Annotated in this window: 19 protein-coding genes; 9 read left to right on the top strand and 10 right to left on the bottom strand. The window is 70.9% G+C overall.

Going from position 1 to position 23,884, the window contains the following annotated elements; translation table 11 throughout:
* Nucleotides 1-53: 53 nt before the first annotated feature.
* Genes G515_RS0104530 through G515_RS19495 form a run of 3 tightly spaced genes read right to left on the bottom strand, consistent with a single transcriptional unit; the run spans nt 54 to nt 2,226 of the window.
* Nucleotides 54-1,325: a cytochrome P450 gene (locus tag G515_RS0104530; protein ID WP_028659200.1), complete on the bottom strand. Its 1,272-nt coding sequence runs from the start codon at nt 1,323-1,325 to the stop codon at nt 54-56.
* Nucleotides 1,325-1,531 (bottom strand): ferredoxin, encoded by a 207-nt coding sequence (locus G515_RS0104535; protein ID WP_028659201.1) that lies wholly within the window; start codon nt 1,529-1,531, stop codon nt 1,325-1,327. The genes G515_RS0104530 and G515_RS0104535 overlap by 1 nt, the downstream gene beginning before the upstream one ends.
* A complete protein-coding gene (locus tag G515_RS19495; protein WP_211220947.1) occupies nt 1,528-2,226 on the bottom strand; it encodes a TetR/AcrR family transcriptional regulator in 699 nt (232 codons plus the stop codon). The genes G515_RS0104535 and G515_RS19495 overlap by 4 nt, the downstream gene beginning before the upstream one ends.
* A 156-nt stretch (nt 2,227-2,382) precedes the next feature.
* Here G515_RS19495 and G515_RS19500 point away from each other — a divergent pair, with 156 nt between their 5' ends.
* Nucleotides 2,383-3,777, top strand: coding sequence for an MFS transporter (locus G515_RS19500; RefSeq protein ID WP_051217875.1), 1,395 nt, complete (start codon nt 2,383-2,385; stop codon nt 3,775-3,777).
* Here G515_RS19500 and G515_RS19505 read toward each other — a convergent pair.
* The gene (locus G515_RS19505; RefSeq protein ID WP_281168279.1) at nt 3,713-5,257 is read right to left on the bottom strand and encodes a DHA2 family efflux MFS transporter permease subunit; all 1,545 of its coding nucleotides are present in this window, start codon (nt 5,255-5,257) and stop codon (nt 3,713-3,715) included. The genes G515_RS19500 and G515_RS19505 overlap by 65 nt on opposite strands.
* A gap of 56 nt (nt 5,258-5,313) precedes the next feature.
* Between G515_RS19505 and G515_RS0104555 the strand changes: the two genes are divergently transcribed.
* Entirely contained in the window at nt 5,314-5,727 is a 414-nt protein-coding gene (locus G515_RS0104555; protein WP_028659202.1) for a DUF3151 domain-containing protein, read from the top strand.
* 156 nt (nt 5,728-5,883) lie between these two features.
* Here the strand turns inward: G515_RS0104555 and G515_RS0104560 are convergent, their stop codons facing one another.
* Both G515_RS0104560 and G515_RS0104565 read right to left on the bottom strand, forming a co-directional pair.
* Nucleotides 5,884-7,074 carry an acyl-CoA dehydrogenase family protein gene (locus G515_RS0104560; RefSeq protein ID WP_028659203.1) on the bottom strand — a complete coding sequence of 397 codons (1,191 nt, stop codon included), beginning with the start codon at nt 7,072-7,074 and terminating at the stop codon, nt 5,884-5,886.
* A gap of 7 nt (nt 7,075-7,081) precedes the next feature.
* A complete protein-coding gene (locus G515_RS0104565) occupies nt 7,082-8,632 on the bottom strand; it encodes a class I adenylate-forming enzyme family protein (RefSeq protein ID WP_028659204.1) in 1,551 nt (516 codons plus the stop codon).
* 91 nt (nt 8,633-8,723) lie between these two features.
* Between G515_RS0104565 and G515_RS0104570 the strand changes: the two genes are divergently transcribed.
* Together G515_RS0104570 and G515_RS0104575 are read left to right on the top strand one after the other, a co-directional pair.
* On the top strand, nt 8,724-9,338 hold the full coding sequence (locus tag G515_RS0104570; RefSeq protein WP_028659205.1) for a TetR/AcrR family transcriptional regulator: 615 nt from the start codon (nt 8,724-8,726) through the stop codon (nt 9,336-9,338).
* Between the two features lie 112 nt (nt 9,339-9,450).
* Nucleotides 9,451-10,746 (top strand): MFS transporter, encoded by a 1,296-nt coding sequence (locus G515_RS0104575; protein ID WP_245565266.1) that lies wholly within the window; start codon nt 9,451-9,453, stop codon nt 10,744-10,746.
* A gap of 50 nt (nt 10,747-10,796) precedes the next feature.
* On the opposite strand, the gene lysS is transcribed toward G515_RS0104575, so the two are convergent.
* A complete protein-coding gene (gene lysS, locus G515_RS0104580; protein ID WP_028659207.1) occupies nt 10,797-12,497 on the bottom strand; it encodes a lysine--tRNA ligase in 1,701 nt (566 codons plus the stop codon).
* Nucleotides 12,498-12,790: 293 nt separating this feature from the next.
* On the opposite strand from lysS, the gene G515_RS0104585 reads away from it, so the two are divergent.
* Complete coding sequence (locus G515_RS0104585; protein ID WP_028659208.1) at nt 12,791-13,780, top strand: helix-turn-helix transcriptional regulator; 990 nt, start codon at nt 12,791-12,793, stop codon at nt 13,778-13,780.
* 140 nt (nt 13,781-13,920) lie between these two features.
* Complete coding sequence (locus tag G515_RS0104590; RefSeq protein ID WP_051217876.1) at nt 13,921-15,351, top strand: amino acid permease; 1,431 nt, start codon at nt 13,921-13,923, stop codon at nt 15,349-15,351.
* A 28-nt stretch (nt 15,352-15,379) separates the two neighbouring features.
* Here G515_RS0104590 and G515_RS0104595 read toward each other — a convergent pair whose 3' ends face one another.
* Entirely contained in the window at nt 15,380-16,006 is a 627-nt protein-coding gene (locus G515_RS0104595) for a hypothetical protein (RefSeq protein WP_028659210.1), read from the bottom strand.
* Nucleotides 16,007-16,195: 189 nt separating this feature from the next.
* On the opposite strand from G515_RS0104595, the gene G515_RS0104600 reads away from it, so the two are divergent.
* The 3 genes from G515_RS0104600 to G515_RS0104610 all read left to right on the top strand — a co-directional run bounded on the left by G515_RS0104600 (nt 16,196) and on the right by G515_RS0104610 (nt 19,519).
* The gene (locus G515_RS0104600; RefSeq protein WP_028659211.1) at nt 16,196-16,729 is read left to right on the top strand and encodes a hypothetical protein; all 534 of its coding nucleotides are present in this window, start codon (nt 16,196-16,198) and stop codon (nt 16,727-16,729) included.
* The gene (locus G515_RS0104605) at nt 16,726-18,048 is read left to right on the top strand and encodes a hypothetical protein (protein ID WP_028659212.1); all 1,323 of its coding nucleotides are present in this window, start codon (nt 16,726-16,728) and stop codon (nt 18,046-18,048) included. Before G515_RS0104600 ends, G515_RS0104605 begins: the two co-directional genes overlap by 4 nt.
* Nucleotides 18,049-18,235: 187 nt before the next feature.
* Entirely contained in the window at nt 18,236-19,519 is a 1,284-nt protein-coding gene (locus G515_RS0104610) for an adenylosuccinate synthase (RefSeq protein ID WP_028659213.1), read from the top strand.
* Between the two features lie 78 nt (nt 19,520-19,597).
* Here G515_RS0104610 and G515_RS22485 read toward each other — a convergent pair whose 3' ends face one another.
* Both G515_RS22485 and G515_RS22490 read right to left on the bottom strand, forming a co-directional pair.
* Nucleotides 19,598-21,613: a protein kinase domain-containing protein gene (locus tag G515_RS22485; protein ID WP_051217877.1), complete on the bottom strand. Its 2,016-nt coding sequence runs from the start codon at nt 21,611-21,613 to the stop codon at nt 19,598-19,600.
* Nucleotides 21,610-23,850: a serine/threonine-protein kinase gene (locus tag G515_RS22490; protein ID WP_051217878.1), complete on the bottom strand. Its 2,241-nt coding sequence runs from the start codon at nt 23,848-23,850 to the stop codon at nt 21,610-21,612. The genes G515_RS22485 and G515_RS22490 overlap by 4 nt, the downstream gene beginning before the upstream one ends.
* Nucleotides 23,851-23,884: the final 34 nt, after the last annotated feature.

Here is a 23,884-nt window from a genome sequence, read left to right on the forward strand (position 1 = left end):
CCACGGATCCGGCATCGGGACGGCGTACCAGGTACGCCGCCCCGATCCAGGAATCAGCCCAGCCTGAGCGGCAGGGCGCGGGGTCCACGGATCTGACCCGTGGACCAGGCGACACCCTCGGGGCAGGCGAGGGTGAACTCGGGGATGCGCTCCATCCAGACCTCCAGGGCGACCTTGAGTTCCATCCGGGCGAGGTGCGAGCCGACGCAGCGGTGGATGCCGAGCCCGAAGGCTGCGTGCCGGTTGACCTCGCGGTCGATGATGACCTCGTCGGCCTGCTCGAAGTGCTCCGGATCCCGGTTGGCGGCCGGGAAGGGCAGCAACACCCAGTCGTCGGCCTTCATCTTCACTCCGGCGAACTCCATGTCGTCCTTGACCAGACGCGCCATGGTGACCGGGGCATAGGCCCGGAGGAACTCCTCCATCGCGGTCTTCATCAGCTCCGGCTCCGCGGCCAGGCGGGCGCGGTCCGACGGTGTCTGGGCGAGGTGCCACAGGGAGGCGCCGATCGCGCTCCAGGTGGTGTCGATGCCGGCGATGAGGAGGAGCACCATCGTGCCCGCGACGTGCATGGGCTCGAGCTTCTGCCCGTACAACTCCGCGTTGATCAGGTGCGTCGTGAGGTCGTCGCGCGGGTTGGCGACATGGTCGCGGATCTGCTCGAAGATGTAGTCGAACAGGTCATCGCTCTGCACCTCCCGGTCGTCGTGGTCGTCGTTGATCCCTTCGAGGGTGTTCTTGACGAAGCGGGTGAACTCCGGGCCGTCCTCGGGCGGGAAGCCGAGCATGTCCGCGATCACCCGGATCGGGATGTGCTGGGCGTATTCGGCGGCCGCGTCGACCACCTCACGGTCGCCGAAGTCGTCGATCAGCCCGTGGCAGAACGCTCGGGTGGCGTCCTCCAGCTTGGCCGTCTTGGTCTTGGTGAAAGCCGGCAGCAGCAGCTTGCGCGCGTCGTGGTGGAACGGCGGGTCGGAGGAGATCGGCGGGGAGCCCCCGATCGGCGCGGTCGTCTTCGGTGGCCGGAAGTTGCTGGCGATGATCGCGCGGGAGGTGAACCGGTCGGTGTCGTAGGCGATCGCGGCGACGTCCTCGTAGCGGGTCGGCAGCCAGGCGCCACCGAAACGCTCGGTGTGCGCGACCGGGCAGCGTCCGCGGAGGTCGTCCCAGATCTCCGGGGCACGCTCGGCGTACTCAGGCTCGGTGTGGGAGAAGTCGGTGGTCCAGTCCTCGACCGGACCGGTGATCACCTCGCTGCGCACGACGTCGTCCGGGTCGACCCGGAGGTCCCGGTGGTCCTGGGTGAAGCGGTCGTCGACGGTCATCATTCCTCCTTGAAGGTGATCGCGGACTCGGGACAGTTCTCCGCGGCGAGACGCGCCTTGGCGGCGTACTCCGGAGGCACCTCGCCGTCCTTGGTGAGTTCGGTGAAGGTGGAGTAACCCTCCTCGTCCTCACCGAACAGCTCGGGGGCGAGGTCGTAGCAGCGGCCGTGACCGTGGCAGAGGGTCTCGTCGATGCGCAGCGTCATGCGGTGGTCCCTTCGGTTGGAGCATCGGGGGTGCCACGGCTCCGAGACGTGGAGGCCGGGGCGGGGCGGGAGACCGGGACGTCGGCCGCAGCGGTCGCGGTCGGGTCGCGGTCGGGGACGATCGAACTCACCAGGCGGGCCAGTAGGCCGGTCCACGCCTCGTCGTCGACGTCATGGAGCTCGGGGTTCAGCAGGGCGGTGCCGAAGCCGAGCGCGAGGCAGAAGTGCGCGACCGTGTCGGGGGACAGGTCGGGGTCGAGCTGGCCGCGGGCCTGGCCCTCGCGCACCAGGGTGGCCAGGGTCTCGGCCCGGTCATGGACGTAGTCGCGCACCGGTTCGACCAGCTCCGGCTCCCGGCGGGCGGCGGCCAGCGCCTCGATCACCAGGTAGCCGTCGGCGTCCCGCCGCCGGCGGAGCTCGCGACCGGTGGACAGCAGGAGGTCCGTGATCGGCCTGGCCGGCTCGTCGGCGACCAGCTCGGCCAGCCGATTGGGACCGTGCGCTCGGAGCGCCCCCTTGAGCAGATCGACCTTGGACCCGAAGTAGGCGTACATCGCGGAGTTGCTCAATCCGGCGCGGCGGGCGATGTCGGCCACCCTGGCGCCGTCGTAGCCGCGGGCAGCGAAAACATCGGCGGCCGCCCGCAGCAGTCTCCGCCGGGTGACCGTCGCATCGGCTCCTGCAGTGCGACCCACGTCACAAATTGAAAGGGTCTTCAATTCGCCCGTCAAGGGTCTTGACAAAAGTTTTAGAGCGGGGCTCTAGTTAGCCAGGATCGGGAGTGTGGCCTGGGTCACATGCCCGATCCGCTGTTGCGGTGGGGGACACCGACGTCACCTCGAGGAGGGCCGATGGCCTGGGACTACGTACGAACGCTCGACACCTACCCGACCGGCGGACGCCGGCGGAGGATCCTGGCCGCCGCCGTGCTGGCCTGCCTGATCTGCTCCTACGAGGGCGCGATCGCGCCGATCGTGCCCCTGCTGCGCGACGACCTGGGCATGAGCTTGACGACGTACGGCGCGGTCTCCGCGGTCGCGGCCGTGATGGGCGCGATCTCGGGCCTGATCGGTGGCAAGTTCACCGACACGGTCGGCCGGGTCCGGCTGCTCATCCCGCTGATGATGGTCTGCGCCTTCCTCTGCTTCGCCACCGCTCTGGTCAACAACCCCACCGAGTTCTTCGTGGCGCGGATGGTCCTGTCCTTCGCCGACGGCATGGCCCTGGCGACGACGGCGCCGCTGGTGCGTGACTTCTCGCCGCGGATGGGTCGGGCCACGGCGTTCTCCTTCTGGACCTGGGGCCCGGTGGGTGCGAACTTCCTGGCCGCCTTCATCGCAGGTATCACCCTGACGGCGTTCAACAACGCCTGGCAGTCGCAGATGATCATCCAGGGGTGCATCTCGCTGGTCGTCTCGATCGCGGTGATGATGACGGTGGCCGACCTGTCGCCCGAACTGCGGGCCAGCGTCCAGCACAGCGAGCAGGCCTCACTCGGCAAGAGCGTCACCGACGAACCGCCCAGGGCCGCCACGCTGTTCCGCCGCCCGCAGATGTGGGCGCACATGATCGGCATCGCCCTGTGGCTGATCATCTACATGACGTTGTCCCTCTACGGTCAGACGCTGCTGGTGGACACCTTCGGCTACAGCGCCGCCCGGGCCTCCCAGATGATGATGCTCTACTGGGTGTGCAACATCGGCACGCTGGTGCTCGCCGGCTGGATCTCCGACCGGCTCCAGCTGCGCCGGGTCTTCTCGCTCTGCGGCACCTTCGTCGCGATGATCGGGTGTGCCTGGCTGGCGGTGGTGATGGCCACGCCGGACTCGGCGTCCATCGGTGCCGTGGCCGCCTCCGGGCTGCTGGTCGGGGTCGGCCTCGCGGTCGGTTACGCCCCCTGGATGGCCAACTACTCCGAGAACACCGAGGACATCGACGCCCGACTCCAGGGGCTGGCCTGGGGCATGTTCTCCTTCATCACCCGGGGGATCGGGGTCGTCGTCCTCGTGGCGGCTCCGCTCGTCGTCGATGCGGGCAGTTGGCGCTCCTGGATCCTCGTGAGCATCGGCGGCCTGGTCGCCTTCCTGGTCGCCTCGTTCTTCTTCGAGGGCCCGGTGCTTCGCCGGCCCGGGGTGGAGGTGCCCGAGCAGCGGGCCGCCGGCGTGCCGGACGCCGCCGTGGTCAGTGCCGAGGGCGGGACCCCGGCTCCGGACCAGATGGCTCCGCGGGCCCCGATCCAGGACTGATCGGCGCGTCGTCGGATTCGTGGGGCCCCGTCACCGTCTTGGCGAAGTGGCGGGGCGCCACGAAGAACAGCACCGAGACGAATCCAACCACCAGGACAGCGGCGGGCAGGAGCGTCGTCTGCGACATGGCGGTGCTGAATCCGTCGTACAGCTGGGCCGGCAGGCTCGCGCCGGGGGTCTCCGCGCTGCCTTCGAAGGTGATGCCCTGGGCGATCAGCCGGGCGTCCATGAGGGCCGCGATGGCGGCGGACCCGATCACCGAACCGACCAATCGGGTGGCGTTGTAGACCCCGGAGCCCGCTCCCGCCTGGTGCATCGGGAGGTTGCGGGTCGCGGTGGCAGCGAGCGGGGACCAGATGAACGCCGAGCCGAGACCGAACACGGCCATCGGCAACAGCAGCTCGATGACCGGTGTGTCGGGGCCGAGCTCGAGAGCTAGCCAGAACAGCGCGATCGCCGAGACCCCGAACCCGAAGGCGGTCAGCGGTCGCGGGTGGACCCGGTCGATGAGCCGCCCGACCACCGGCGCCAGGACCAGCGAGACGATCGCCATCGGCGCCATCAACAAGGACGCCTCTGTCGCGCTGTAGCCGAGCACCAACTGCGCATAGAGCATCAGCGGGAATCCCATCGCGGTGGCCGTCAGCCCCATGCAGGCGATCGCGAAGCTGGAGACGGCGAAGTTTCGGTCACCGAACAGGGACAGGGGGAGGAGCGGCTCGCGCTGGTTGCGGGCCTGCCAGACCACGAAGGCCACCAGCACCAGCAGCCCGCCTGCGATCAGCCCCCAGGTGACCGCGTCCCAGCCGCGCTGCTCGCCGTTCTGGATCCCGAAGATCAGGGCGAGCAGGCCGATTCCGCTGAGGGCGACCCCGAGCCAGTCGAAGGTGTGCGGATGGGTCGGGAGGTCGGGCACCCACCGCCACGCCGCGATCAGGCCCACGACGCCCACGGGCACATTGACGAAGAAGATCCACTCCCAGCCCAGTCCGTCGACCAGGACGCCGCCGAGGATCGGCCCGACGAGGGTCGCCACACCGGCAGTGGCGCCCCACAGGGCCATCGCCTGGCCTCGGGACTCGGCGGGGAAGATCCGGGTGATCACGGCCATCGTCTGCGGGTTGAGCATGGCCGCGCCCAGCCCCTGGACGACGCGGGCGGTGATCAGCATCTCGATGCTGCCGGAGAGCCCGCACCACAGTGAGGCCAGGGTGAAGACCGCGAGGCCGATCAGGTAGAGCCGCTTCGGACCGAACCGGTCGCCCAGCCGGCCTGTGATGAGCACCGGCGTGGCGTAGGCGAGCAGATAGGCGCTGGTGACCCACAGGACGGCGTTCTGGTCGGCGTCCAGATCCTGCATCAGGTGCGGGGTCGCGACCGTCACGATCGTGACGTCGACCAGGATCATGAAGAAACCGAGACAGAGCGCCGCGAGGGCGGCCCAGGCTCGGACATCGGTGGACTCGCGGGGTTGGCTCACCGGCTTAGTCAACACCCTGGGTACGACAGCGTCGCGAGCACGGCGACAATGTGGTCATGAGCTTCCCTGACCTGATGGCCGGCCCGCCGCCCACCCACCTGCCCGAGGACCCCGCCGGCGACGAGCTCGCCGACGGCGCCAGGCCGATCGACGTCGTCCGCGGACACCCGGCTTCGCCGGCCGCGTGGGCGGCCCTGGCGAGCGAGGCACGGGAGGAAGGCGCCGACGAGGTGACCGTCTACGCCTACGCCCGCGTCGGCTACCACCGCAGCCTGGACATGCTCCGCCGCAACGGCTGGAAGGGCCACGGTCCGGTGCCGTGGGAGCACCTGCCCAACCGTGGGTTCCTCACCTGCCTGGCGCTCCTGGCCACTGCCGCCCGCGACATCGGCGAGACCGAGGAGTGGGAGCGCTGCTCCACCTTCCTGCGGGACAGCTCGGAGTCGGCGTACGACGCCCTGCTCGGCTGACCTGCACGGCGACGGGGCCGGCGCGTCGGTGGGTGCCTCCGGGGCACCCCTGTCACGGCGGTGGTCCGGTCGGCAGCCGGGGATCAGCGGTGGGCGGTTTGCGGTGGGCGGTGGCGCACGGGCTACCCGCCCCCGAGCGCAGGATGCCGAGGCAGGTCAGTCCAGCTCGCCGAGGTGCGTGACCAGCTCGCGCACGATGCCGTTGCGCTGGATCTCCGAGGCGCCGGTGAGGACGCGGAACATCCGCAGACCGTGCCAGATCCGCTCGACCTCGGCGCCGAGCACCATCCCTGCCTTGCCGTGCAGCTGCATCGCCGTGTCGGCGATGCGGAAGGCACTCTCCCCGACGAACAGCTTGGCCATGAACGACTCGATCCGGGGTCGCTCGCCGGCGTCCAGGGCGCGCAGGCCGTCGTAAGTCAGCGTTCGGGCTGCCTGGAACTCAGTCACCATGTCGGCCAGCATGTGTTGAACGGCCTGCTTCTCCAGGAGCAGACCGCCGCTGACCGGGCGCTGGGCAGCGTGGCGCAGGGTCAGCGCGATCACCCGCCGGGCGCTGCCGAGCGCTGTGGGGCAGTGCAGTAGCCGGTTGGCGGTGACCCTGCCGAGCGCGATCCGCAGGCCTTGGCCCTCCTCGCCCAGCAGGTTCTCCGCGGGGACGAAACAGTCGTCGAGGACGACGTCGCTCTCGATGTTCTGGCCGGTCAGCGGCAGGGCGCCGTCCTCGACCCGGACGCCGGGGCGGTCCAAGTCCACCAGGAAGGCGGAGTAGGCCTCCTCCTGGCCGGCCATTCGGGCCACCACCAGTGCGAAGTCGGCGAAGGTGCCGGCTGTGCTGAACACCTTCTTCCCGGTGATCCGGTAGCCGCCCTCCACCCGGGTCGCCGTGGTGGTCATCCGGCGTACGTCGGAGCCCGCGTCGTCCTCGGTCATCGAGAAGCAGCAGGCCCGCTCCGCCTCGACCACGGGACGCAGGTAGGTCTCGATCTGTGCGGGGGTGGCGATGTCGAAGAGAGAGCCGACCCGCAGCGGTCCGCCCATGTCGCCGAGCACGCTGGTCGACAGGACCCGCCCGGACGCACCAACCTCCTCCTTGAGCGCGCCCAGCGCGGTGTAGGAGAGCCCGGCCCCACCGAGCGCCTCGGGCAGGTGGATGCCGTAGAAGCCGAGCTCGCGGCTGCGCCGCCACACCGGCTCCAGGAGGTCGCGGGTGAGGACGGAGCGGTGGGTCAGGCCGTGCTCGTGCTCATAGTCGGCCAGTTCGCCGTGCAGGTATTCGCGCAGCCGCTTGACCAGCACGGCGAGCTCGGGGTCCTCGCCGTATTCGGGCCGCAGTGAGAAGCTCATCGCCGTCTCACCCGACCCGTCGCTCGGCGCCGGCCCAGTCGCGCTCGCGCAGGGCCCGGCGGTCGATCTTGCCGTTCCGATTGCGTGGGAGTGAGTCGAGGAACTCGATGATCCGGGGCAGCTTCACCCGGGAGAGACGCGCGGCGCAGAACTCGACCAGGTCGTCCTCGCTCACATCCGCGCCCGGCTGCCGCACCAGGCAGGCCTTCACGGTCTCGCCCCACTGCTCGGACGGGACGCCGAAGACGCAGGCCTCGTAGACCGCGGGGTGGTCATAGAGGACGGCTTCGACCTCGGAGCAATAGACGTTGTAGCCACCGGACACGATCATGTCCTTCTTCCGGTCCACCAGGAACAGGAAGCCGTCTTCGCGGAACCTCCCCAGGTCGCCGGTTCGGACCCAGCCGTCCTTGAACGTCTCCGCAGTGGCCTCGGGGGCGTGGAAGTACTCGCGCACGCAGTCCGGGCCGCGGGCGACCACCTCGCCGACCTCGCCGACCGACAGGGGGGTGCCCTCGTCGTCGACGACGCGCACCTCGGTGTCGTAGACGGGTCGGCCGCAGGAGAGCAGCAGCTCGGGGTCGGAGTCGATCCCCCGGACGATGTCCTCGGGGTGCAGGAAGGTGATCGCGCTGGTGGTCTCGCCCTGGCCGTAGCCCTGGGCCACGATCGGACCGAACAGCTCGACGGCGTCGCGCAGCCGGGCCGGGCTGATAGGGGCGCCTCCGATGGTGACCGAGTGCAGGCTGCTCAGGTCGGTGGTGCGAGCGGACGGCGCGGCGAGCACCAGGTTGAGCAGCACCGGCACCAGGAAGGTGGTCGTGACCCGCTCCCGCTCGATCGTCGCCAGGTAGGAGTCCGGGTCGAAGGAGGGCAGTACCACCACGGTCGAGCCGCGGAAGAAGCAGGACAAGATGCCCATCCCGCTGGCGTGCGTGATCGGGCCCGGAGCCAGGTACACGTCCTGCCCGGGAGCGCCGCCCCGGGAGTTCATCGCGACCTTGCGCATGTTGGCCAGTCGGTTGCCGACGGTCTGTACCGCGGCCTTGAGGGAGCCGGTCGAACCGGAGGTGAAGTTGAGCACCGCCGGGGCATCCAGGGATACTTCGACCGCGACCGGATCGGGGCGACCGGTGGAGATCACCCCGGCGAGGGCTTCCTCACCTTCGCCCTGGAGCCGCACCAACCGACACCCGGAGACCGGGCCGCCCAGCAGTCTTTCGGCGATCTCCAGGTTGCGGTCGTCGACCAGGAGCACCCGGCTGGAGGAATCCCGCAGCACGTGCTCGATCTCGGCCGGGGCCAGCCGCTCGCTGATCGGCACCCGGAGCATCCCCGCCTTGCACAGCGCCATCTCGACGACGACGAGCTCGCCGAGGTTCCCTGCCAAGGTGGCCACGGCGTCGCCGGGACGGAGTTCGCTGTCGAGCAGCGCGGAGGCGAGCTGATTGGACTGCTCCTCCAGCTCCGCGTAGCTCCACCGACGGTCGGCGCACACGAGCGCGGTCGTCTCCGGCTGATAGGCCGCGGTGCGGCTGAGGTACTGGCCCAGGTTCACTTCGTTCTCCAGGTCTAGATCTACTCCGTGCAAGTTTCTGGACGCTATGTCTAGTAATGGTCACGGGTCAAGACTCTGCTACAAACTCCCCATGCCACAGGTCGACGATCGCCGCACCCGCCGTACCCGCAGTGCGCTCCGGCGCGCGCTCGTGGAGCTGAGTCTGGAACGGGGGTACGCCAACCTCCGGGTCGACGAGATCAGCGAACGTGCCGACGTTGGCCGGGCCACCTTCTACGCACACTTCCGGGACAAGCAGGCGCTTTACGACGACGTCGTGGCCGCTCTGCTCGCCGAACTCAAGGAGCGACTGACTCCCGAGGTGCGCGAGACCGGTGGGTTCACCGGTCGCCCACTGGTGGCACTGTTCCAGCATGCCCTCGACAACCGGGACGCCTATCGGGTCGTCTTGCGCGGGGATGGCGATGGTCGCGCCCTGACTCGGCTGCGCGACGACTTGAGCGAAGCGACGCTGCGCACCTTCGAGAGGAGGGTCGAGGAGCAGGGGCTCGAGCCCAGGCTGGATCTCCGGGTGGTGGCACGCGCCTGGGTGGGGGAGCAGGTCGCCGTCCTCACCTGGTGGCTGGAGGAGGAGGCGGCGCCGATCCCACTCGAGGAGGTGGCCGGGATGTTGGCGGACCTGAGTCGCTTCGGTCGGATGTGGGCGACCGGCGTCGACCCGACGGGCGCGTCATCCTCGGAGTAGGCCTCGGGCAGGGGGCTTGTGTGATCGGGCGCACTCGACATACGTTTCGGGACATCGAGTTCAGAAATGGATCATGTGTCCCACTAGGAGTGTCATGCTGCCCCATCGTCGCGTGTTGACGGAGTACCCCACCGGGGCGCGCCGTCGGCGGCTGCTCGCCGTCGTCGTCCTCGCCATGTTCATCACGGCCTACGAGGGGCAGCTGGCGCCGATCCTGTCGCTGCTGCTGGACGACCTGGGGATGAGCCTGAAGGTCTACAGCCTCATCACGGCGGCCTCGCTGATGGTGGGCGCGGTGGCGGGCTACTACGGCGGGCGGCTGGTGGACCGGTTCGGACGGGTCCGTCTGCTGGTGCCGTTCCTGTTCCTGTCCGGCATCGCCTGCTTCGCCATGGCCGCCTCGGAGAACGTCATCCAGTTCACCGGTGCCCGCATCCTGCTCGCCTTCGTCGAGGCGATCGCGACCGCCGGCACCGCACCGCTGGTTCGCGACTTCACCCCGCGGATCGGTCGGGCGCAGGCCTTCGCCTTCTGGTCCTGGGGGCCGGTGGGTGCCAACTTCGTCGCGGCCGGCGTCGCGGCGGCCACCTTGTCGTGGTTCGCTCACGCGTGGCAGTCGCAGCTGCTGATCATGGGCGGCGTCTCCATCGTGGGGTCGATCGTCGTGGCGCTGTGCCTGCGTGACCTCTCGCCGGCGGTACGCCGCGAGATCCGGCTCAGCGACCAGCAGGCACGCCGTGAGCACGCGCCGTTGCAGGATCCGGGCGTCCGCCGGCTCTTGCGCCACTCGGTGATCTGGAAGCACGTGCTGGCGATGTCACTGCTCTACCTTCTGCTCGGCACCATGAACGCCTACGGTCAGGTCATCACCGAGCAGGCCTTCGGCCTCGACGTGCGGACGGCGTCCCTGGTGATCATGGCCTTCTGGTTCGCCAACCTGATCAGCAGCCTGGTGGCCGCGCGGTGGTCGGATCAGCAGCAGGCTCGCGCCCGGTTCATGGTGGGTGCCGGCGTCGGCGCCTCCGTCATGCTGGTCGCACTGGTCGTGCTGTTGCGCCAGGGCCCCGGTGTGGCACCCGTGTTGGTGGCCGGCGTGCTGCTCGGGGTCGGGATCTTCCTGGGTGCCGCGTTCGGTCCATGGATGGCCAGCTTCTCCCAGCACGCCGAGGAGATCCATCCCGATCTTCAGGGCACCGCCTGGGGGTTCAACCACCTGCTCACCCGGCTGTTCGTCTTCGCATCGGTGCTGCTGGCGCCGCGGATCGCCGATCACACCAGCTGGACCGCCTGGACCCTGGTCCTGCTCGTCGCCGTGCTCGGCTTCACCCTGCTGGTCAGCCGGATCAGGGACGTGCGTGCCCCGTCCGCCGCGGTCGCTCCTGCGCCCGAGCCGGTCGTGGGTGGCTGACCCCGGTTCCCGGGTCCCGGTGCCACGGCCCGTGGCGCCCGGCCGGCCGCTCAGGCGGGGGTGAGCAGCGGTCGCACCCGGTCCGCCCCGAGGGCCAGGAACAGAGTGGGTAGCCGCGGACCGCGGTCGGCGTCGACGAGCAGCCGGTAGAGCAGGTTGAAGAAGGCCTTCTGATCGGCCTTCACCTCCTCGGTCGGCTTGTCCTCGAGGGTGAGCCCGTGCGCCAGCTTCGGGACGCCGTAGATGAGTGCCGTGGTGGCGTCGAGCTCGAGATGGTCGGGCAGGTGCTCCAGGAGGAGCGAGAGCCATCGGGCCTCGTCCGCGGTGAGCTCGGCGAGGCGGGCCGAGGGATCGGAGCGCACGGTGGTGCGCTCCTCGGCGGGGACGTACTCCGACATCCAGGTCATCGCGCGGGTCAACCGTGGTTCGAGGTCGGCGACCGCCTCGTGGGGGTGACCGGCGTCCCCGACGATCCGGCTGATCAGCTCGGCCGACCCGGCGGTGACATCGGCGACCGAGGACAGCAGCCGGAAGGGTACGACGCTGGAGGGCGTCGGCAGCGTGCCGGCCGAGGAGGTCGCCATGGCGCGCTCGAAGGCGAGCACCTGGGCGTCGCGCTTGGCGGGGTCTGCGGCCTTGCGGGTCAGGGCGTCCCACTCGTCGTAGAGCCGCACGACCTCGGGGCCGAAGTCGATGGTGAAGGCCTGCCTCGGCTGGCGACGTACGTAGAGCCAGCGCAGGATCGGCGCCTCCAGGACCTGGAGCGCGTCCGCCGGGGTCGGAACGCCGCCGCTGGAGGAACTCATCTTCTGCATGCCGGCGAACCCGACGAACGCGTAGGCCACGTAGGAGGGCGCGGTGCCGCCGAAGATCTCCTTCACCAGCTCCTTGCCGACGGTGTACGACGAGCCGGGAGTGGAGTGGTCGAGCCCGCCGGGCTCGAAGTCGACTCCCTCGACCGACCAGCGCATCGGCCAGTCGACCTTCCACACCAGCTTGCCCTCGCTCTGCGTGGTCAGGTTGGTGACGCCCTCGAACCCGCAGGCGTCGCAGGTGTAGCCGAGGTCGGTCGAGTCGTCGTCGTAGGACGTGATCGTGGTGGTGTCGCGACCACACTCGCGGCAGTAGGGCTTGAACGGGAACCGGGCCAGGTCGCCCTCGCCCGCGGTGGCCTCGTCCTCGGCGAGCACCGACTCGGCCAGGGCGGCGGCCTCCTGCGCGTCCTCGCTGCTCGCCGCCGGCTTGGTGCGGTAGGTCGCCAGCACGGACTCGATCCGGTCGCGGTGGCGGACCGCGTGCAGGATCTGCTCGCGGTAGGCACCGGCGCGGTAGCGCTCGGTCTGGGAGATCTCCTCCATCTCCACGCCCATCTCCGCGAGCGCGGCCTGCAGCGGCGCCTTGAAGTGGGTGGACCAGGAGTCGTGGCAGCCCCACGGGTCGGGAACCCCGGTCAGCGGCTTGCCGATGTGCTCGGACCAGGACGGATCCACCCCGGCCGGGACCTTGCGGAACCGGTCGTAGTCGTCCCAGCTGTGCAGGTGGCGTACGGCGTGCCCGCGCCGGCGCAGCTCCTCGGCGACGAAGTGCGGGGTGATGAACTCGCGCAGGTTGCCGAGGTGGATCGGGCCGGAGGGAGAGGCGCCCGAGGCGCAGGTGATCACGTCACCGGAGCCGAACCGCTCGTGGTGCCGGATCACGTCGTCGGCCGCCCGGGTCACCCAGTCGAGGGCCTCGCCCTTGCCTCGTGGCATCTTCTCTGCTCCTGCTCGCTGCTTGGCCGTGCGGGCCGGAGCGGTCTCAGGATGAGGCGACGCTCCGAGCGGTCACAGTATCGGAGCCGGCCGTGGGGAGAGGAGTGCGGGCGCCGGGATCGTCCCCTGTCACGACCCGGCGCCCGCCATGGCCGGAACCCCGCCCCCCGAGACGGCGGCTCCTGCCGGTGAGCATCCTTCCAAGGAAGTCGCGCGCGGGCACGAGAACGACATGCCAATGGCAGCAAGCGGCCACCATCTGCTTGCGGGCAGCCATTCCCTAGGCTGGCCGCATGACGCGTGCCGGCGAGTCCCTGATGACCGCGCTCGGGTTCTCCGTGGAGACCGGCCGCCTCTACGAGCGGCTCCTTCCGGAGTCCGGTCTGAACCTGACCGACCTCAGCCTGGCGCTGAACCTGGACCCCGAGGACCTGCGCCGGCAATTGGAGCCCCTCCTCGAGCGCAACGTCGTCCGGTACGACGGCACCCGGGTGCGGGTGGCGGTGCCCGCGGAGGTGGTCGGCCGGCTGCTGAGCGACACCGCGGCCGATGCCGCGGCGGCCCATCACCGGATCCAGGAGGTGGCCCGGGCCATGCCCTACCTCGCCGGTGCCAGCGCCCGGCCCTTCGCCGGCCTGGTCAGCGACGTGGAGCCGCTCGACGGGGAGGTGACCAAGGACGGGCCGCTTCCCAGCATCGTGGATCGGCTGGTGACCCACAGCCCCGGCGACCTGATGTGGCTGCGCCCCGACCAGTGGCAGCAGCCGTGGGAGATCGACATGCTCGAACTCATGGCCGGTGCCGTGGAGGCGGGACGGCGATCCCGGGCCCTCTACCCGGTGCGGATCCTGACCGAGGCCCCGGGGGTGCTGGCGGCGAGGGTCGAGGCCGGTGAGGAGGTGAGGATCCTGCCGGAGCTGCCGACCCGGATGCTCATCATCGGCACCTCCCACGCGGTGATCCCCGAGCCCCTGGGCTACGCCGACAGTGCCCGCTGCATCATCCGCCAGCGCGGCATCGTCGAGGCATTGACGATGCTCTTCGAGCAGTACTGGTCCCGGGCGGCGCCGGTCGCACAACTGGAGCGGGCCGACGGCCGTCCCGACGTCCGCCGGTTCCTGCTCGAACAGTTGGCCGAGGGCGCTCAGGACGAGCAGATCGCCCGGCGCCTCGGGGTGAGCCTGCGGACCGTGCGACGCCGGGTCGCCGAGCTGATGAGCGAGCTGGGTGCCGAGTCCCGATTCCAGGCCGGCTGCGAGGCGGTGCGCCGCGGCTGGCTCTGACCGCTCCGGCACGCTGGTCCGCACATCCGCCCGGTGGCGGCGGGAAGATCGTGGTCGGCCGGGCGAGACCCCGGGTGTGATGCTCGCCATAGGTGCGCGCGTGCGGTGCTGACCTGCCCGGTTGATTAGCGTGATCGGTCGTGAAGACACCACAAGGCCCCGCGACGGTCACCGGCGGGGCACTGTCCGACGAGTCGCTCGCGCACGGGCTCAAGCCGCGGCACCTCACCCTGATGGGGCTCGGGTCCGCGATCGGCGCCGGACTGTTCCTGGGGTCGGGTCAGGCGATCGGCACGGCCGGCCCCGCCGTTCTGGTCAGCTACGCCATCGCCGGTGCGATCGTCGTACTGGTGATGCGGATGCTGGCCGAGATGGCCTCCGCGATCCCCGCCTCGGGCTCCTTCTCCACCTATGCCGAGGTGGCGCTCGGCCGATGGGCCGGGTTCCTGCTGGGCTGGCTGTACTGGTTCATGCTGATCATGGTGCTCGGCGTCGAGGTCACCGGAGTGGCCGCGATCGTGTCCGGCTGGTGGCCGGCTGTCCCGCAGTGGGTCGTCGCCGCGGTGGTCGTGGCGGTGCTCGGGGGGGTCAACCTGATCGGCGTCCGGCAGTTCGGCGAGGCGGAGTTCTGGTTCGCCATGATCAAGGTCGCAGCGATCGTGGCCTTCCTGGTGGTGGGTGTCCTGATCATCCTCGGCGTGATCCCCGTGAGCGGCAGCGTGCTCGGTGACTGGGCCGCACACGGTGGGTTCGCGCCGGAGGGCTGGTCCGGGATCGCGGCGGGTCTGCTCGCCGTGGCCTTCGCCTTCGGTGGCATCGAGATCGTCGCCATCGCGGCTGCCGAAGCCAGGGACCCGCGGGACGCCGTCGCGCGCGCCACCCGCACGATCCTGTGGCGCATCCTCTTCTTCTACCTGGGCTCGGTCGCGATCATCGTGGCCCTGGTGCCCTGGGATGACAGCGAGGCGCTGGCCTCGCCGTTCGTCTCCGTGCTCGAGCTCGCCGGCCTCGACGGCGCCGCCCGCCTGATGGAGGTCGTGGTCGCGCTCGCGCTGCTCAGCTCCTTCAACGCGCAGCTGTACGGCACCTCACGGATGCTCTTCTCGCTGGGGAAGCGACACGACGCGCCCGCCCCGACCACCGCGGTGTCCTCCCGGGGCGTGCCGTGGGTCGCGGTGCTGGTCTCGGTCGCCTTCGGCGTGGTCGCGGTGGTGCTGAACTGGCGCCTGCCCGAGTCGCTCCTCTCGATCCTGCTCAACGCCGTCGGGTCCGCGCTGTTCGTGGTCTGGTTGCTCATCACCGTCTCCCAGCTGCGCCTGCGGCCCCGCCTGGAGGCGGAGGCGGCCGCCCGCGGGGAGTCGATGCGGTTGCGGATGTGGGGCTATCCGGGACTCACCTGGCTGACCCTGGCCGCGCTGGTCGGCCTCGCCGGGCTGATGCTCACCGACCCCGCCGCCCGGGATCAGCTCCTCGCGACCGCGGGCGTGTCCGTGTTCATCCTGCTCTGCTACGCGGTGATGCGAGCGGTGCAGCGACGAGGCGGTGAGCGGGAGCGTTCCCCGCTCGGCTGAGGGTCGTTCGAGGCCGGCCATCACCCGGTCAGGGTGTGAAGCCCTTCCAGCGGATGGTGGCGAAGATGCTCTGCCTGAGCTGCTCGCGCTCGGCCTCGGACGTGGCGTCCTTGGTCCAGTAGAACAAGAACATCACCATCTGCCCGTTGGGCAGTTGGGCGCCGTACTCCTCACCGTCGTAGACGTCCAGACCGGGATCGCCGCGGAAGGTGATGTGGTACATCGGTACGCCGGCGACGGTGACCGGGTCGAGCACCCGCATGCCCCCTGTGTAGGAGGGAACCTTCTTCAGGCGCCGGGTCGCCGTGCGGGTCTGCTTCGGAAGGGGCTCGGGGTCGCCCCAGTACGGAGGGAAGCCGACGCTGAGCCGGTCCCGCGTGGCTGGATCCGTGCCGGACTGGTTCAGGGTGGGCACGATGGTGGACTTCCTCCACCCCCGGGGCAGGCGGACGGTGAGGGCGCGGCTGTCGATCACCGGGCCGGCGGCGGGCTGGACGCTCGGCGTGGGACTGCTGCTCGGGCTCGACGCGGTGGACGACGCGGCGGGCTCCGGGGAGGACGTCGGCTCGCTGTCGTCGCAGGCGGCGGTGGTGAGCAGCAGCGCCCCGACGAGCACGAGCGGGGCCAGCCGACGGGCGGCGGAGGGGTGGAGCACCGAGATCTCCTCGAGCGTGGAGCCGGGATGTGGACGCGGGGAGCGTAGCCCAGCGGGTCGTTGGGGCGAGCAGCCTCCCACCGGCCCGGGAACCCCGTATCAGAGGGGGAGAAGGGCAGGTTTGAGACGGTTCGGCACGGGTAGAAACGGCGCTGGACGATTCGACGAACCCTGGACTGCGAGGCACCGATGGTTTTCGCCAGCGATATCAGCGCGATCAAGACCGGCTTGGCCGGTCCTGTCGTCAACATGGACGAAGACGAGGTCGACAGGTTCGTCGCGGCGATCTTGGACCTGGCCGGCGCCGTCGACGGTGGTTCGAGTAAGGGTGAGACCCTCATCCGGGAGATCTACTCCAACCAGGTCGGGGGGTCGGAGGCCGGCACGTCCTTCGCCTTCCATCAGTCGCTGGCGCGGGCCAAGACCCTGGAGATGGTCTCCATGTTGGCCGACACGCTGCGCCAGGTGGGGGCGACCACCGAGCGCTATCGCGATGACGTGAAGGTGACCGACGAGACGGCGCAGCAGGATCTTGCGCGCATCCAGAAGATGGAAGCGTCGCTCACCAATCCGGACTACGGCTTCGACGACGAGTACCCGGACGGCGTTCCGGGCCAGAACCCGCCGCCCACCGACCCCGCCGCGCCGGGTGGGGACGGGACCCCGACCGGCAACGGAGCTCCCGCGACCACCACCGACTCCGGTGAGGAGACCCAGGCATGAGTGAGACCCCCGAGCGTCAGCGACTCACCAACTACCTCAACGGTGCCGACACGGACCGATTCTCCGGCGCGAGTGGCGACTGGGAGAACCTCGCCACCGCCAGCGACCCCGTGCCCGCGGCGCTGCGCAAGGCGGCCAAAGACATCCCCGTGGGTGACAAGGTGGCCGAGCCCGCCGCGGAACTCCTGCGCAAGACCGCGCAGGAGATGGAGGAGCACATCCGCAGCCTGAACAAGGGCGCTCAGGCCATCCAGATCTCTCTGCATGCCATCCGGCGAGCGCGTACGACGCGCGACGGGTTGGGTGCCATCCCGGCCAGTTCGCCCGAGCCGAGCATGAACTCCCAGGAGAAGGACGACCCGGACGCGTTCCACCGGCGCCACCTGGCGTGGCAGCGCGGCAACGACTCCCGGAACGCGGCGATCGCCTCGCAGGAGGAGAAGGCGCGCCAGGCCAACCTGATGCTCACCGAGAACTATCAGGAGAGCGAGCGGCTGATGAAGGAGATCCACGGGATCCCGGATGCCGAGGTGAAGGTGCCCGGGTACACGGGGAACGGCGGCGGACCGGGCTCGCCGACCCCGAACCTGCCGACCCCGAGTCATCCCTCGCCGAACCAGCCGACTCCGAGCCAGCCGACCCCGAGTCACCCCTCGCCCAACCAGCCGACCCCGAGCCAGCCGACGCCGAACCAGCCGACCTCCCCGGGGCCGTGGGCGCCGAATCCGCCGGTGGACCCGACGCCGCCGCCCAGTGGGGGAGTCCCGCAGGGCCCGGGCCCAGGCACGCCCCAGGCCCCTCCGTCCCCCTCGCCGACCCCGCCGGTGGCCCCTTCGTCTCCCTCGGTGCCCTCGCCGGGCACTCCTCCGCTCGGGGGTGCGCCGGGTTCGCCGGCGGCACTGCCGCCCCCGGTCATCGGCGGTCCCGGCGCCGTTCCCACGGCAGGTGGATCGGCCGGTCCGTTGCCGGCGCGTGCGCTCGGCGCGAGCGGACGCGCGGGTGGGCCGGGCGTGGTCGGGTCCGGGAGCCAGGCCCGACCGGGTGCTGCCCGGGCCACCGGTGCCGGTGCCGGCGCGCGTGCTGCCGGAGGTCGTGGCACGGGTCGTGGGGCCGGAGGCGGGGGCACGCGGGCGGCGGGTGCCGGCGCGGGAGCTCGCGGCGGCCGAGGTGCGGGCCGTGGCTCCGGCGGTGCCGCAGGACGTGGCGGACGCCGGGGCAAGAACGACGAGCGCGGCCTCGCCCAGGATCTGTGGGACGACGGCAGCGACTGGATCGACGACGAGGGGATGGGTCCCCGGACCCTCGGCAAGGACGACTGACCGGCGCGGGCGCCGGGGTGGACGTCGAGAAGAGCCTCCCGGCCGCCCGGTTTGGTAGCGTGCCGTTGCAAGAGCCCCGGTTGCTTGCCGGGGTTTCTTGCGTTTCTGGACAGGAAAACAGTGCGTCGAGCAGCCGTCGCCACGGGCGGCGGAGGGACTCCGTCCGAACACGAGGAGCAGAGCACCTATGCCAGCGATCGCGATCATCGGCGCCCAGTGGGGCGACGAGGGCAAGGGCAAGGCCACCGACCTGCTGGGCGGGCAGGTCGACTACGTCGTCAAGTTCAACGGCGGCAACAACGCGGGACACACCGTCGTCATCGGCGAGGAGAAGTACGCCCTCCACCTGCTGCCGAGCGGGATCCTCTCGCCGGAGGTCACTCCGGTGATCGGCAACGGGGTGGTCATCGACCTGACGGTCCTCTTCGAGGAGATCGACGCGCTCGAGGCCCGGGGGCTCGACACCTCGGCCCTGCGGATCAGCGCCAACGCCCACGTGATCGCCGACTACAACCGCCAGCTCGACAAGGTGACCGAGCGCTTCCTCGGTTCGCGGAAGATCGGGACGACGGGTCGCGGCATCGGGCCGACGTACGCCGACAAGATCAACCGGATCGGGATCCGGGTCCAGGACCTGTTCGACGAGAAGATCCTGCGCGAGAAGGTCGAGGGCGCCCTGGACCTGAAGAACCAGCTGCTCACCAAGGTCTACAACCGTCGCGGCTTCACCGTCGACGCCGTCGTGGAGGAGCTGCTCTCCTACGCCGACCGGGTGGCCCCGATGGTGTGTGACACGGGGCTGCTGCTGAGCCAGGCGCTGGACCGGGAGGAGACCGTGCTCCTCGAGGCGGGACAGGCCACCATGCTCGACATCGACCACGGCACCTACCCCTTCGTCACCTCGTCCTCGGCGACCGCCGGCGGCGCCTGCACCGGGTCGGGCATCCCGCCGACGCGGCTGACCCGGGTGGTCGCCATCGTGAAGGCGTACACCACCCGGGTGGGCGAGGGGCCGTTCCCGACCGAACTGCACGACGAGTCGGGCGAGTTCCTGCGGCAGGCGGGCGGCGAGTTCGGCACCACGACGGGTCGGCCCCGCCGCTGCGGCTGGTACGACGCCGTCATCGCCCGCTACGCCGCGCGCATCAACGGCGTCACCGACTTCGTGCTCACCAAGCTCGACGTCCTCACCGGACTGGAGCAGATCCCGGTGTGCGTGGCCTACGACGTCGACGGCGTCCGCCACGACGAGATGCCGGTCAACCAGAGCGACTTCCACCACGCCACCCCGATCCTCGAGTACCTCCCCGGCTGGAGCGAGGACATCTCGCACTGCCGCAGCTTCGACGAACTGCCGGCCAACGCCCAGGCGTACGTGAAGTACGTCGAGTCGATCTCGGGATCGCGGATGTCGGTCATCGGTGTGGGGCCCTCCCGGGCCGCCACGATCGTGCTGCACGACCTGGTCTGAACCCCGGGCCGGCCCGGGGCCGGGATCCCAGCGATCGGCCCGAACACGGGCGCGAGGCGGATCGAGCCCCGGGCCGGCTCAGGAGTAGAAGCCCGAATCGGTGGGTCCGAGGAGCCGCGAACTGCTCACGCGGGGCAGCGAGACCCGGTAGGCGTCGTCGGCCTCGACGGCGTCCCCGGTGGAGCGCCACGCGTCGATCCGGTAGCCCTCCTCGAGGCGGGTGAGGATCATCAGATCGTCCCGGTCGTCGCCGTCGACGTCGCTCACGCCCGCGCCGTCGACGTACCCGTCCTCGCCGATCGAGGCGGTCAGCCCGGTCGTCTCCCAGCCCGCATCGCTCCAGTGGAGGGCGGTCGCGTGGGTGCCGGCGATGATCACGACCTCGTCGACGCCGTCACCGTCGAGGTCGCCGGCGGTGGAGGCATCGTGGGAGTAGGCGCCCTGGGGCAGCGGCACCCGTGCGCCGTCGCCGAGCGGGGCGAGGGTGGTGCCGTCGAAGCGCCACACCCGGAGCGCGGTGGTGTTCTCGGCGGTGCGCTGGACCCGGACGATCTCGTCGCTGCCGTCGCCGTCGAGGTCGGCGGCGAGCATCCGCACGGTCTCATCGCCGGGGCTCAGGGTGAGCCACTCCGCGGATTCGGACCAGCTGCCGTCGGGCCGGGCGAGGATGCCGGTGACGTGGACGGACCCGCCGGACTCGGTGATCATGGCCAGGTCGTCGAGCCCGTTGCCGTCCACGTCCGCGGAGAAGGATCCGTCGGCGCGTTCGGTGCCGTCGGGGCCGCGCAGGAAGGCACGCGACCAGCCGTCGGCGGTGAGCATGTCCGCATCGATCTCGGCGTTGTCGCCGCTGATGTCGATCAGGTCGAGCCGTTGGTCGCCGTCCACGTCACCGGTGAGCGTGGCGCTGACATCTGGCCGGTCGTCGGCCTCGCCGAACCCGGCTCCGGTGGACGGGAACACCCGGACGTGGTCGCTGTCGACGGTGACCACGACGTCGCCGAGCCCGTCGCCGGTGACATCCCCCGCCACGGCCCGGGCGACGGCCGCCGAGGTCCCCGGCTGGGTGGGCGTGGTGCCGGCCGGGGAGGGGTCCCCGCCTGCGCCGTCGCCGAGGAAGCGCCACGCCACCAGGCCGCCCGCGAGGACCACCACGGCGGCCGCTCCGGCGATCCAGGGCACCCGGCGCCGTCCGCGCGGCACCTGGCCGGTGGTGGCCGGTGGGCCCGGGATGGTGCCGGTGTCCCGGGGGCCGCCGAGCAGCGCCCGCAGGTCCGCGCGCAACTCCGCCGCCGAGGCGTGCCGATGCTCGGGGGACTTCGCCATGGATCGGGCCAGGGCCCGGTTGAGACCCTCGGTGAGCGGGTCCTGGCCGGGTAGCTGCGGCACCGGCCGGTCGAGATGGGCCATCGCCACCTCCACATCGGAGCCCGAGTACGGCGGCCGGCCGGTCAGCGCCTCGTGGAGCAGGCAGCCGACGGCGTACACGTCGCTGGCCGGAGTGGCGGACTCGCCGCGACCGAGTTCGGGAGCCAGATAGTTCCAGGTGCCCGTGATCGAGCCGGCCGTGGTCAGCCCGGAGCTCTCGGTCCGGGCCACGCCGAAGTCGCACAGATAGACGTGGGGTCGGACCAGGTGGCCCTGGACCGGCGGGGTGCGGAGCAGCACGTTGGCGGGCTTCACGTCCCGATGGACCACCCCGACCGAATGCGTGGCGACGAGAGCATCGGCGACCTGGGCGGCGACCTCGACGGCGGTCCCGGGGGGCAGCGGCCCGCCCCTGCGCACCAGCGAACCCAGGTCGCCTCCCGCGGCCAACTGGGTGACGAGGTACGGCGAGCCGTCCAGCTCGCCGTGGTCGTAGATCGCGATGACGTGCGGGGAGTCGAGCCGGGCGAGTACGGCGGCCTCGCGCCGGAAGCGCTCCCGGAAGCGGTCGGAGGAGCCGAGGTGGCCGCGCAGCACCTTGACCGCCACCGGCCGGCCCAGCCGCAGGTCGGTGGCGGCGAAGACCGCGCCCATCGCGCCGACCGCGATCGCCCGTTCGATGCGGTAGTCGCCCAGGAGCTGCCCCGCGACCAGGTGGGCACTCACAGCGCCGGCATCCCGAGAGCGCGGAAGGAGAAGGAGTTGCCGATCGGCTGCCGCCACTGGCCCCAGGTCTGCGGCGGCGCGAAGGAGGTGCCTGTGGACAACGCGGTGGCGGCGAACACCTGCTTGCCGTCGTACGGAGCGCCGAGTCGGACCACGTCGTCCATGCCGTCGCCGTCGACGTCGCTGACGGCGTAGGTGAACTCGTCGGTGTCCTCCTGGAAGTCGGTGAGGGACCCGGCCGGGACGGCCCGGGTGAGCCTGCCTCCCTCGAACCGGGCCAGGAAGATCCGCGAGTCGCCGAGGAACTCCCTGATGCCGACCACCTCGTCGCTGCCGTCACCGTCGGTGTCCAGGGTGAGGACCTCGGTCAGGTAGTCGTTCACTCGTCCCTGGCGGAGTTCCTCGAAGCCGTCGCCGGTGTTGCGCAGGGGGACGAGCACCTCGCCGCCATCCGCGTCGCCGTTGATGTCCGTGGAGTTGACCAGGTCGGCGAGCCCGTCGCCGTCCAGATCGCCCACCCGGAGGGTGGTGTCCTCACCGGTGCCCGGCAGGGCGATCGGTGCGGTCGGCTTCGCGAAGCCGTGGCCGGTGCTGCGTGCGATCGACACCGTCCACCGGGTGTCGTCGAAGTGCCAGTCCGTCAGGGCGAGGTCGTCGAGTCCGTCACCGTCGAAGTCGCCGACCAGGGTGAGCGTCTGCGGGCGCTCGCCCGGGGTGGTCACCGTGGTGTCGACCCGTGCCCCGCCGCTCAGGGTGCCGGTGTAGCGACCCTCGGCGGCAGAGCCGATCAGGGTGATCTCGGGGGTGGGCTTGCGCGGGCCCCGCCACTCGACGAGTACATCGGTGCTGCCGTCGCCGTCGAAGTCCCCGCCGATCTCCGCGACGTTGGCGTCCTGGCGCGAGCCGTTGGGTCGCGCGCTCGCCGGTTGGGCGGTGAAGGTACTGCCGTCGGACAGTGCGGTGATCGAGCGCAGGGTCTTACCGACCTCGCTGCTGAGCCGGATGTCGCCGAGCCCGTCGCCGTCCAGGTCGCCGGTGACCGGACCGTCGCCCGACTCGCTGTCGGTGCCGCCCGAGTCGCCCGAGCCGTCGGTGCTGCCGGCGGCGCCGGTCTCGGCGGTGGAGGGGCCGGACGGCTCGCCGGCCGACGGGGTGTTCTCCCAGGGGCGGGTCACTGCGAGGGCGGTGCCGGCGCCGGCCACGACCACCAATCCCAGGGCGACCGCGGCGGCGATCAGGCCGGTACGGCGTCGAGGGGCTGCGGGCGTCGGACCCCCTGTAGGGAGGACGGGGGTGCCCGGGGTGCCGGGGGTGGCCGGGGCGTGAGGCGTGCGCGGCGGATACGGCGGAGGGGAGCCGGGCGGCGGCCCCGGGATGGCGGCGCCGGCGGTGATCCCGGTGCTGCGCAGCCCGGCGAGGGCGGTCAGGTCGGTGTGCAGGGCGGCTGCGTCGGCGTACCGCCCGGCGGGATCCTTGGCCAGGGTGAGTCGGAGGACGTGATTGGCGAGGGTGCTGAACGCGTCCTGCTCGACCAGTTGCGGGACAGGGGCGCGCTGGTGGGCGAGCGCGACCTCGACGTCGCTGCCGGAGTAGGGCGCCCGCCCGGTCAGTGTCGCCCACAGCAGGCACCCGAGCGAATAGATGTCCGAGCGCGGGGAGGCGGGGGCGCCCAGCCCGCACTCGGGGGCGAGGTAACGCCAGGTGCCGGTGACCGACCCGTCCTGGGTCAGACCGTCGCTCTCCCCCCGGGCGATGCCGAAGTCGCACAGGTAGGCGTGCGGCTGCAGGGCGTTGGGGTCGCGCAACAGCACGTTGCTCGGCTTGACGTCGCGGTGGATCACGCCGGCGCGATGGGCGTCGGCCAGTGCGTCGGCGATCTGTGCGCACACCGCGGCGGCAGTCTGCGGTGGCATCGGGCCGCGCTGGCCGAGCAGGGCGCCGAGGTCTCCGCCGGGCACCAACTGGGTGGCGATGTAGGGGTTCCCCTCGTGCTCCCCGTAGCTGTAGATGGCGGTGACATGGGGGGAGTCGAGCCGGGCCAGCAGGGTTGCCTCGCGGGCGAACCGGGCGAGGAACTCCTCCGCGCCGCCCAGGTCCGCGGAGACCACCTTGAGCGCCACCGGCCGGCCGAGCTCACGGTCGGTGGCGGCGTACACGACGCCCATCCCGCCACGGCCCAGTTCGCGATCGACGCGGTAGCGACCGAAGTCGCCACCGTCCCGTGGGAACGCCGCCACGACTCACTCCTGTCCACCCGGCCGGCCACCGCGA

Source organism: Nocardioides insulae DSM 17944, from assembly GCF_000422825.1.
GTDB classification, from domain to species: Bacteria; Actinomycetota; Actinomycetes; order Propionibacteriales; family Nocardioidaceae; genus Nocardioides; species Nocardioides insulae.

Excerpts from the sequence above, each read along its gene's own strand:
- G515_RS0104530 (WP_028659200.1), bottom strand. The coding sequence starts at position 1,325 with ATGACCGTCGACGACCGCTTCACCCAGGACCACCGGGACCTCCGGGTC.
- G515_RS0104610 (WP_028659213.1), top strand. The coding sequence starts at position 18,236 with ATGCCAGCGATCGCGATCATCGGCGCCCAGTGGGGCGACGAGGGCAAG.
- G515_RS0104585 (WP_028659208.1), top strand. The coding sequence starts at position 12,791 with ATGACGCGTGCCGGCGAGTCCCTGATGACCGCGCTCGGGTTCTCCGTG.
- G515_RS0104605 (WP_028659212.1), top strand. The coding sequence starts at position 16,726 with ATGAGTGAGACCCCCGAGCGTCAGCGACTCACCAACTACCTCAACGGT.
- G515_RS0104570 (WP_028659205.1), top strand. The coding sequence starts at position 8,724 with ATGCCACAGGTCGACGATCGCCGCACCCGCCGTACCCGCAGTGCGCTC.
- lysS (WP_028659207.1), bottom strand. The coding sequence starts at position 12,497 with ATGCCACGAGGCAAGGGCGAGGCCCTCGACTGGGTGACCCGGGCGGCC.
- G515_RS0104535 (WP_028659201.1), bottom strand. The coding sequence starts at position 1,531 with ATGACGCTGCGCATCGACGAGACCCTCTGCCACGGTCACGGCCGCTGC.
- G515_RS19500 (WP_051217875.1), top strand. The coding sequence starts at position 2,383 with ATGGCCTGGGACTACGTACGAACGCTCGACACCTACCCGACCGGCGGA.
- G515_RS0104600 (WP_028659211.1), top strand. The coding sequence starts at position 16,196 with ATGGTTTTCGCCAGCGATATCAGCGCGATCAAGACCGGCTTGGCCGGT.
- G515_RS0104560 (WP_028659203.1), bottom strand. The coding sequence starts at position 7,074 with ATGAGCTTCTCACTGCGGCCCGAATACGGCGAGGACCCCGAGCTCGCC.
- G515_RS0104555 (WP_028659202.1), top strand. The coding sequence starts at position 5,314 with ATGAGCTTCCCTGACCTGATGGCCGGCCCGCCGCCCACCCACCTGCCC.